At 70.3% G+C, this 6527-nt stretch carries 6 protein-coding genes and 1 pseudogene; all 7 read right to left on the bottom strand.

The genetic code is table 11. The features are described 5' to 3' along the window. On the bottom strand, positions 1-969 hold a 969-nt coding region (locus AWW66_RS30885; protein ID WP_067374032.1), incomplete at its 3' end, for an ABC transporter ATP-binding protein. A gap of 78 nt (positions 970-1047) precedes the next feature. Then, complete coding sequence (locus tag AWW66_RS30890) at positions 1048-2019, bottom strand: ABC transporter permease (protein ID WP_067374018.1); 972 nt, start codon at positions 2017-2019, stop codon at positions 1048-1050. Continuing rightward, positions 2016-3020 carry an ABC transporter permease gene (locus AWW66_RS30895; RefSeq protein WP_067374021.1) on the bottom strand — a complete coding sequence of 335 codons (1005 nt, stop codon included), beginning with the start codon at positions 3018-3020 and terminating at the stop codon, positions 2016-2018. The genes AWW66_RS30890 and AWW66_RS30895 overlap by 4 nt, the downstream gene beginning before the upstream one ends. A gap of 77 nt (positions 3021-3097) precedes the next feature. Then, positions 3098-4762: an ABC transporter substrate-binding protein gene (locus tag AWW66_RS30900; protein WP_067374024.1), complete on the bottom strand. Its 1665-nt coding sequence runs from the start codon at positions 4760-4762 to the stop codon at positions 3098-3100. Positions 4763-4999: 237 nt separating this feature from the next. Then, entirely contained in the window at positions 5000-5593 is a 594-nt protein-coding gene (gene recR / locus AWW66_RS30905; protein ID WP_067374027.1) for a recombination mediator RecR, read from the bottom strand. A gap of 8 nt (positions 5594-5601) precedes the next feature. After that, positions 5602-5910, bottom strand: coding sequence for a YbaB/EbfC family nucleoid-associated protein (locus tag AWW66_RS30910; RefSeq protein WP_067374029.1), 309 nt, complete (start codon positions 5908-5910; stop codon positions 5602-5604). A gap of 100 nt (positions 5911-6010) precedes the next feature. Continuing rightward, positions 6011-6527, bottom strand: a pseudogene (locus AWW66_RS30915) (DNA polymerase III subunit gamma and tau); the annotation flags it as partial.

Raw genomic sequence — 6527 nt, forward strand, 5'->3', positions numbered from 1 at the left:
CGGGGCCGGGTTGACGCAGCGGTAGGCGCGTCCGTCGTGGGTGGGCACCATCTCCGGCGGCGCGCCCACGCAGTCGTCGATCCGGTTGACGCAGCGCGGGGCGAAGGCGCACCCGTCCGGCCAGGGCAGCAGGTCCCGGACCGAGCCCGGGATGGGAACGAGCCGCTCGCCCCGCCCGGCGTCCAGGCGGGGCACCGAGCCGAGCAGCCCCACCGTGTACGGGTGCCGGGGCTCGCGGAACAGCGGCCGGCGACGGGCCGTCTCCACCACCCGTCCGCCGTAGAGCACGTTGATGGTGTCGCACATCCCGGCGACCACCCCGAGGTCGTGCGTGATCATGACGAGCGCGGTCCCCGAGTCGCGGACCAGGTCCTTGAGCAGTTCCAGGATCTGCGCCTGGATCGTCACGTCCAGCGCGGTGGTCGGCTCGTCGGCGATCAGCAGCCGGGGCTGGCAGGCGACCGCCATGGCGATCAGGGCGCGCTGCCGCATCCCGCCGGAGAGCTGGTGCGGGTACTCCTTGAGGCGGCGACGCGGGTCCGGGATGCCGACCCGGTCGAGCAGGGCGGCGGCCTCCTTCGCGGCGGCCTCGCCCTTCATCCCCCGGTGGCGGCGCAGCACCTCGGTCACCTGCAACCCGATCGGCACGACCGGGTTCAGCGAGGAGAGCGGATCCTGGAAGATCATCGCCACGTCCCGGCCCCGGATGTCCCGGCGGGAGCGGTCGTCGAGCCGCAGCAGGTCGGTGCCGTCGAAGAAGGCCCGGCCGCCGACGGTCAGCCCGGGTTGCCTCGGCAGCAGGCCCATGATGGCCAGGGAGGTAACGCTCTTGCCGCAGCCGGACTCCCCGACCAGGCCGACCACCTCGCCGGCGTCGACCGAGAAGGACACCCCGTCCACCGCGCGCACCACGCGCTGGCCGCGCCGGGCGAACGTGACGGCGAGGTCGTCCACTTCGAGCAGTGCCATCATCGGCCTTTCGTTCGCGACTGCGGGGCCGGCCCGGTCGGCCGGCCCGTCCGGTACCGGGGGTCCATCGGCACCGGCCTACTTCCGCAGCTTCGGGTCGAGCGCCTCACGCATCGCCTCGCCGAGCAGCGTGAAGCCGAGCGCGGTGATGATGATGCCCACCGCCGGGTAGATCGCCAGTCCGGGTCGGATGCCCAGGTACGGCTGCGCGTCGGCGAGCATCACCCCCCACTCCGGTACCCGTGAGTCGGGGTTGCCGAGGCCGAGGAAGGAGAGCGCGGCGGCCTCGATGATCGCGGTGGCCAGGGTCAGCGTGGCCTGCACGATCACCGGGGCGAGCGAGTTGGGTACCACGTGGGTGAGAGCGATCTTCGACTTGCGGACGCCCAGCGAGGTGGCCGCCAGCACGTAGTCGCTGTTGGACTGGGCGATCATCGACCCGCGCAGCAACCGGGCGAAGACCGGCACCGAGACCACGCCGACCGCGATCATCACGGTGGTCAGGCTGGCCCCGAGCAGGGCCGCGATGCTCACCGCCAGCAGCAGGCTGGGCAGCGCCAGCAGCATGTCGACGAAGCGCATCAGGGTGCTGTCGATCCAGCGTCCCCACCGGCCGCCCAGCCCGGCGGCGGCACCGGCCACGCCGCCGATCACCGCGCCGACGGCCAACCCGATCAGGGTGGAGACCACCCCGACCAGCAGGGTCTGCCGGGCCCCGACGACCATCCGGCTGAACACGTCGCGGCCCTGGTGGTCGAAGCCGAGCCAGTGCTCGCCGGAGGGGCCGGGGATGATGCCCTGGCCGGAGCGGACCAGCCCCTCCCGGATGCCGATCGAGTCCGTCGGCCCGTACGGCACGAAGAACGGCCCGACCAGCGCGACCAGTACGAAGATCACCAGGATCACCGCGCCGACGATCGCGGCCGGGTTGCGCCGCAGCCGGCGGAACGCCTCCTGCCAGAGGCTCACCCCGCGCTCGTCGTCACGGACGGCCGCCAGTTCGGCGAGCCGGTCGATCTTCTCGCCCTTGCGGCCCAGGTTGACGGTCACCGCACCCTCACCCTCGGGTCGATCAGGCTGTACGAGAGGTCCACGATCAGGTTCACCAGCACGTACACCACGGCGATGATCAGGATGAAGCCCATCAGGACCGGGTAGTCACGCTGGCTGATCGAGTCGGCGACGAAGGCCCCGATGCCGCTGAACGCGAAGACGGTCTCGGTGAGCACCGCGCCGGAGAGCAGGCCACCGGTGAGCAGGCCGATCGAGGTGACCACCGGCAGCATCGCGTTGCGCAGCACGTGCCGGCGGCGCACGGTGTTCTCGGTGAGGCCCTTGGCCTCGGCGGTACGGACGAAGTCCTCGTTGAGCACCTCGAGCACGCTGGCCCGGGTGATCCGGACGATGATCGCCAGCGGGATGCTGGCCAGGGCGAGGCCCGGCAGGACCAGGTGCCAGACCGCGTCGGCGGCGGCGTCCCACTCCCGGGTCATCAGCCCGTCGAGGACGAAGAAGTTGGTGACCCGGGTAGCGCCGATCGTCGGGTCCTGCCGGCCGCTGGCCGGGAACCAGCCGAGGTTCTCCGCGAAGATCGCCTTGAGCACGTACGCCAGGAAGAAGACCGGGATGCAGATGCCGATCAGCGAGCCGCCCACCGACAGGTGGTCCAGCATCCGGCCCCGCTTGCGCGCGGCCAGGTAGCCCAGCGGGATACCGACGCCGATCGCGATGATCATGCCGGTCACGGTCAGCTCGACGGTGCCGGGGAACCGCTCCAGGAACTCGGTGGTGACCGCCCGCTTGGTCGACGTCGAGGTGCCCAGGTCCAGTTGCAGCATCCGGCGCACGAAGCGCCCGTACTGGACCAGGATCGGCTCGTCGAGGCCGAGGTTGCGGCGGATCTCGGCGCGCATCTCCGGCGTGCCCCGCTCGCCGAGGATAGCCGTCTCGGGACCGCCGGGCAGTCGGCGCAGCCAGATGAAGAGCAGGATGGAGAGCCCGAACAGCGTCGGTATCAGCTGCAACAGGCGTCGGACGATGAACCGGAACACGGGCGGCCTCGGTAAGGGGTGCGGGAGGCGCGGGCGGGCGCCGTGGTGACAGCGCCCGCCCGCGTCCGTGCCTCAGGTCAGGACTTGAACTCGGCGGTGGCGAACCGCTCGTCGGTCAGAGGGCTCGCCGTGACCCCCGTGACGTCCTTGCCGAGCACGATCGCCGGAGGCGAGTGCGAGATCGGCACACCGGGCAGGAAGTCCATGATGGACTTGTTCAGGCCCTTGTACTTCTCCACCCGGGCCGCCGGGTCGGCGGTCGAGTCGGCGTCCTTGAACTGCGCGAACAGCTCGGGGTTGTTGAAGCCCCACTCGTCCTTCTGCCGGTCGAAGAAGGTACCGATAAAGTTGTACCCGTCGCCGTAGTCGCCGGTCCAGCCGAGGAAGTGCAGGTCGTGCTTGTCGCCGGAGGTGGTGGCGTTGAGGTAGTCCGGGCTCCACTTCAGCGGGATCGGCTCGATCTTGATGCCGACCGCCTGGAGGTCCGCCGAGAGCAGCTCGAAGAGGTCCTTCGGGTTCGGCATGTACGGCCGGGTGACCTCGGTCGGGTAGTGGAACCGCAGGGTCAGGTTCGCCGCGCCCGCCTCGGCCAGGAGCTGCTTGGCCTTTTCCGGGTTGTAGTCGTACTTGGTGACGTCGCCGTTCCAGCCCTCGACGGTGTCGGGGAAGAAGTTTACCGCGACCTGCCCGCCCGGGGGCAGCTTCGAGTCGACCAGCGCCTGCCGGTTCAGCGCGTGCGCGATCGCCTGGCGGACCTTCAGGTCGGCCAGCTTCGGGTTCCCCTTCTGGTTGATCGCCAGGTAGAGGATGTTGAAGGCGGGCCGGGTGAGCATGTTGAAGCCCTCACCCTTGAGCGGCTCGACGTCCGCCGGGCCGACCAGGTCGTACCCCTGGATGTCGCCGGAGCGCAGCGCCTGCTTGCGCGCGTTCTCGTCCGAGATGGTCTTGAAGATGAGGGTCTTGAGCTTGGCCTTCTCGCCCCAGTAGTCCTCGTTGCGCTCGATGGTGAGCGTCTTGTTGGCGATGTCCCAGCCCTTGAACTTGAACGGACCGGTGCCGGTCGGGTGCTCCAGCGCGTACGGCGGGTACTTGATGTCCTCGGCGGTGCCGGTGACGTCGCTGGCCTTGTACTCCTCCAGCGCCTTCGGGCTGTGGATGGAGAACGAGGGCAGCATCAGCGCGGCCGGGATCTTGCTGGAGACCCGGGTGAAGGCCAGGTCGACGGTGGTCGGGTCCTTCACGGTGCAGGACTTGAAGAGGCTCTCGCCCAGGTCGGGGCTCTCGTTCTGGGCGTAGCCGCCCATGACGTCCTGCCAGTAGGCGGTCACGTCGGGGCTCTGCATCAGACCCTTGGCGTTGTACCACCGGTTGAAGTTGACGCAGACGGCCTCGGCGTTGAAGTCGGTGCCGTCGTGGAACTTCACCCCGGAGCGGAGCTTGAAGGTCCACACCGTACCGGTCGAGTCCGGGGTCCAGGACTCGGCCAGGCCAGGGCTCGGCTTGGTGCCGCCCTCCTCCGCGCGGAGCAGGGTCTCGAAGACCTGACGGGCCACCCGCAGCGACTCACCGTCGCTGGCCAGGCTGGGGTCGAGCACCTTCGGGTCTCCGGCGACGCCGAAGACGAGGGTGTCCTTCTTACTACCGCCGGAGCCTTCTTCGCGGTCACTCTCGGCGCAGCCTGCTACCGCGAGGGCCGCGACCGCGACGGCCGCGATGGCGGCCTTCGGCCTGGTTGCACGCATGGTGCTTCACCTCGTCCTAAGGGGTACGGACAACGTGGTGACAGGGTGGTCACCGATGGCCGGAACCTTAGCCCTCGTTCGGACCGGCGGGAAACTCTTGCCAGACGGGTTGGTATCGGATCGTGTCTTTGTCCACTCCAGACCGAAGAATCGCAGGCGAAAACGGCAGCACGCCGAAAATTCGTCGGCTGCGATGCGAGATTGTTACGTCAAACGAACGGGCCGGTTCACCCGCTGTCAGATGCTCCGGCGCCCCTCGAAGGCCCGGCCGAGGGTGATCTCGTCGGCGTACTCCAGGTCGCCGCCGACCGGCAGACCACTGGCCAAGCGGGTCACCGCGATCCCCATCGGCTTCACCATCAGGCCCAGGTACGTCGCCGTCGCCTCACCCTCCGTGTTCGGGTCGGTGGCCAGGATCAGCTCCCGTACCCCGCCCTGACCGAGCCGGACCATCAGCTCCCGGACCCGCAGGTTGTCCGGGCCGATCCCCTCCAGCGGGTTGATCGCGCCACCGAGCACGTGGTACCGGCCGCGGAACTCACCGGTCCGCTCGATCGCCACCACGTCCTTCGGCTCCTCGACCACGCAGAGCACCTCGTCGCTGCGGCGCGGGTCGCGGCAGATCCGGCACTGCTCCGACTCGGCCACGTTGAAGCAGCTCGTGCAGAACCGCACCAGCTCCTTGACCTTGCGCAGCGCGCCGGCCAGCCGGTTGACGTCGGCCGGATCCGCCGACAGGACGTGGAAGGCGATCCGCTGGGCGCTCTTCGGGCCCACGCCCGGCAGCCGGCCCAGCTCGTCGATCAGGTCCTGGATGGCACCCTCGTACATCGGTCGGCTCAGAACCCGGGAATGCCCAGGCCACCCATGCCGCCGGCGACCGGGCCCATCTTCTGCTCGGTCAGGTCCCGGGCGGCCTCGTTGGCGTTGCGGATCGCCGCGACGACCAGGTCCTCCAGGGTCTCCACGTCCTCCGGGTCCACCGCCTTCGGGTCGATCCGGATACCCTTCAGCTCACCGCTGCCGGAGACCGTGGCCGTCACCAGACCGCCGCCCGCGGTGCCGGTCAGCTCCGCCTCGGCCAGCTCGGCCTGGGCCTTCGCGAGCTGCTGCTGCATCTTCTGCGCCTGCTTGAGCATCTGCTGCATGTTCGGCTGTCCACCTGGGCGCACGGAGGGCTCCTTCTCGCACTCGTCTGTCGGCCGCGACCAGCCTAGCCGCTGCACCCGGTCGCACCCGGTCGCGGTGCTACCGGGCGTCCACCTCGTCGATCTTCTCGGCGCCGAACGCCTCCCGGAGCAGTTGCACCGCCTGCTCCTCGCTCGACTGGCGGGCGGTCCGCTCGTCGATCACGTCGTCCAGCGGCTCGTCCCCCGGGTCGAAACCCTCGTACGCCGCCGGCTGACCGTTGGCCTGCGGCCGGTTCCCACCACGTACCGGCCCGTCGAAGTCCGGGTCGTACGGCGGTTCCCCGGCCCAGTCGGCGTCGGCGGTCGGCCGGGCCGCGCCCTGGCCCGCCCGGGTCGCCGCCTGGCCCTGCCGGTTGCCGGCCGCAGCGGCAGCCGCCCGCGCCGCCGCGATGGCGCTGCTGACCGGCGCACCACCGGACCGCGCCGGGCCACCGTTCTCCCGGGCGTTGCCCGGCTGGCCCGGATTGCCCTGCCGGGCCGGGGCAGCGTGTTGGCCCGGGGCAGCGTGTTGGCCCAGGTTGCCCGGCTGGCCCGCACCGCCGCCCGGTTGCCGGGGGGTGCCGTTCGGCCCGGCA

It is taken from the genome of Micromonospora rosaria, from assembly GCF_001567585.1.
Classification (GTDB): Bacteria; Actinomycetota; Actinomycetes; order Mycobacteriales; family Micromonosporaceae; genus Micromonospora; species Micromonospora rosaria.